Annotated in this window: 2 protein-coding genes and 1 pseudogene; 2 read left to right on the top strand and 1 reads right to left on the bottom strand. The window is 62.5% G+C overall.

From position 1 onward, the window contains the following. A partial coding sequence (locus JSE7799_RS01060) for an ATP-binding protein (RefSeq protein WP_144431503.1) occupies nt 1-392 on the top strand: 392 nt, incomplete at its 5' end. Nucleotides 393-590: 198 nt separating this feature from the next. Continuing rightward, nucleotides 591-1,223: a hypothetical protein gene (locus tag JSE7799_RS01055; RefSeq protein WP_055661941.1), complete on the top strand. Its 633-nt coding sequence runs from the start codon at nt 591-593 to the stop codon at nt 1,221-1,223. Nucleotides 1,224-1,322: 99 nt separating this feature from the next. Here the strand turns inward: JSE7799_RS01055 and JSE7799_RS19395 are convergent. Beyond that, nucleotides 1,323-2,505, bottom strand: a pseudogene (locus JSE7799_RS19395) (IS5 family transposase). Nucleotides 2,506-3,233: the final 728 nt, after the last annotated feature.

Genomic DNA, 3,233 nt, shown 5'->3' with positions numbered 1-3,233 from the left:
CCGCCTGCCAGAAAGGGCTGTCGGTCAGCTTCACCACCGCCGCGACCCTAGTCAACGAGCTGATGGAGGCGCGCGACGAGCGCCGTCTGCTCCGCCTGCAAAAGCAGCAGGCCGCCGTCAAGCTGCTCATCATCGACGAACTGGGCTTCGTGCCGCTGAGCAAGACCGGCGCAGAGCTCTTGTTCGAGCTGATCTCGCAGCGCTATGAGCGCGGCTCCACGATGATCACCAGCAACCTGCCGTTCGACGAATGGACCGAAACCTTCGGCACCGAACGCCTGACCGGCGCACTGCTCGACAGGCTGACACACCACGTCAACATCCTCGAGATGAACGGCGACAGCTATCGGCTCGGCCAAAGCCGCGCCCGAAAGGCCCAAGCCAGAACCTGATCACCCGCCACAGGATTGGCCCTGCGGGCCAATGCGCCATGGCACGCGCCAGCTATGCGGCAAGCGCGCGCGCCATGGCGCTTGGCGCCCTGTCGCTGGCCTGGTTTTGCGCCGCCGCGTGGCCGGTTTTTACTCCGCCGTTGACAGTCTGTTAATGTTTTTGTGCAACAATGCCTCCCGACACCAAAGGAGCACGCTATGAAGATGGCTCTCTTTGCCTTTTTCGTGGCGGCTCCGACCTATGCCGCCACGCTAGATCCAATTGCTTGGATCCCGGCCCACGGCTTCCGTCCCATCTCCGATTGCACCGAGCAGTTCTCCGGCCCCGGCTGGTATGAAGCTCATTACGAGAGCGCACGCTCCAAAGGAAAGTGGGTGTGCAAGGATGAGCCCTATTTGGGCAAGGGGAGTGCGTTCTTCCTCGACCCCGAGACAGGTGTGATGGACGCCATGTGGATGGACCCTGAGACAGGTGTGATGGACGCCATCTGGATGTCGGGTCCTGCCTCGGTGTCCCAGTCAGCTATTGTTCTTGCTACCACCAGGGTCGTTCCGCGGCCCCTCACATCTTTCCGTCCTCTGCCGGCACTTAATCCTTGCTGCCGGCCGGGAGCACGGATCCCCATCCCGGCTCTGCCTGATACCCCATCCCCGATACCCATACCGCTTCCATCGGCTCTTCTGGCTCTCCTGACGGGTTTGTTCGGGTTCGGGGTTATTCGAGCCGTCATGCGAAAGGTCGTTGAACTCGCAAATGCCCTCGTCGAAGGCGACCGCGAATGGAATCCAAAGCACCCTAGATCAAGATGGATACTCTTAGCAGGCCGCTGAAGAAGTCGGGCTTGAAGGACGATGTTCGTGCCGTCACGAATTGAAGGCGGTTTCTCTGCGGCATCGGCGTCGGACGCCGGGTCTGGATTGCGCTGTTCGTCACGCTGCCAGGAGTTTCGGTAGCCTGGCCAGATTGCAGGCCGCCATGGTCATCGTGAACTGCGCGCGGACCCTGTCGATGCCGCGGTGAAGGGTCTGGGTCATGCCACCCACGGTCTTGGCCCAGCCGAACGGTTCCTCGATCTTCTTTCGGCGCCGCTGGGACAAGGCGTAGCCGGGATGCTGGGTGGTGCGCCCGTCGATGGCGGAATGCCGGGCCTTCTGCGCGACATGTGGCGTCACGACCATACGCCTGAGCGCGGCGACAAAGTCGGCGCTGTCATATCCTTTGTCGGCCCCGAGCGTCAGGCGCCGGATTGAGCTTGGCGAGTGCCGATTGATCATCTCGAGCGCCGCCTTGCGCTCGCCGTGGCCGTCGGCGTGGGTCAGGTCCGACTGCACGACCAGGCCGTTGCGGTTCTCCATCAGCGTATGGCCTATGAAGCACAGCATCGCCGCGGCACCTGGCGCCTTCTTGTAGAGGCCGGGCATCGGGGTCCGTCACGGACGCATGAGTAGCGTTCGAGCGCTTCTCACCCCGGAAGTTCACCTCGGGGTTGCGGGTCTGGCGGGGCGTGTCGGGCATCGACTGAATCTCGGTCTGCTGAAGCTGATGGTCGGTGTCTGCGGCGGCCTCCTTAGCTGGCGGAGGCGGCGGATCGCCTGGATCGTCGTCGCGATCCGGCGGTGCGCTTTCCTTCGGCTGGAAGCTCTTCATGGACGCCCACGCCTTGATCAGCGTGCCGTCCACCGAGAAGTGTTCATTCGAGAGCAGCGGTCGGACCTCCGGATGTGCCAGGATCGCCGCCATCACCTTGCGCGACATCTCGGTGGTCAGCAGCCGGTCGCGGTTCTTGCTGAACACCGTGGGGACCCATACCGGGTCGTCGATGCCAAGTCCGACGAACCACCGGAACAGCAGGTTGTAATCCATCTGCTCCATCATCTGCCGCTCCGAGCGGATCGAGAACAGGATCTGGAGAAGGCTCGCCCGGATCAGGCGCTCCGGCGCGATGGAGGGGCGGCCGAAGTCGGTGTAGAGTGCGTCGAACTCGGCATCGAGGCTCGCCAGAGCGTCGTTCACGATCTGCCGGATCTTGCGAAGCGGATGACCTGAGGGGACCCGCTCATCAAGATCCACATAGCTGAACAGCGATCCGCTCGCCTCGTCCGTCCCGCGCATCGTCGCCCTCTCCGCCACTGCAGTGACGAAGGTGAATCATGTTCTCGAAACCGCGTCGAGACCGGCCTTTTTCAGCAGCCTGTTAACGTAGGAGGCTCATCCTGCCCGACCTGTTCGGCCAGATCGCGTTGGACAAGGAGATTGCGTTAGCAGGGAGATCGTCGGCGGTGCGCCTGCGAAGGCCGACGGCGCCTGCGACACCTGCAAGCGCTTGGGCAATGTAACCTGCACCGGGACGAACGACGCCCTTCCACCCTGCGAAAAACGCCGAGCTTCGGGGCTGTCACTGCGGGTGCGGTGGCCGGAAACGCGGCTCTGCACGCCTTGGCGAACTCGGAACGGATATCGCCGCCGAGGCCGCGTCTACACCGGGATGCACCGGGTGCACTGCCGCTCCAGCGTCTCATGCCGCAGGACGTCAATCGCCAGCCCGCCGAGTTCCAGATTTGCATGGCCGCCCCGAACGCCCCTCCCGAGGAACCGCGTCACCGAAACCGTAGCATAAAGCCGTCCGTGAACACGGAAGCCTGGGGGATCAAATCGTTTGAAAAACAGAGGATAACGCGAATATGTCCGCTCCAATGGCTTCCCAAAGTAGGCCGTGACATCCTTGGCTGCTGACATCGTGCTGCGGCCGCATCAAAAAATCCTCACATTGATATTTGTCCGCCAACCCCCTCTGTCAGGGAAGATGTCGCCCGCACTTGCACTAAAAGTATACACTGAGG

It is taken from the genome of Jannaschia seosinensis, assembly GCF_001408515.1.
GTDB lineage: Bacteria > Pseudomonadota > Alphaproteobacteria > Rhodobacterales > Rhodobacteraceae > Jannaschia > Jannaschia seosinensis.
This window is presented reverse-complemented; position numbering and strand designations above follow the sequence as displayed.

Excerpts from the sequence above, each read along its gene's own strand:
- JSE7799_RS01055 (WP_055661941.1), top strand. The coding sequence starts at position 591 with ATGAAGATGGCTCTCTTTGCCTTTTTCGTGGCGGCTCCGACCTATGCC.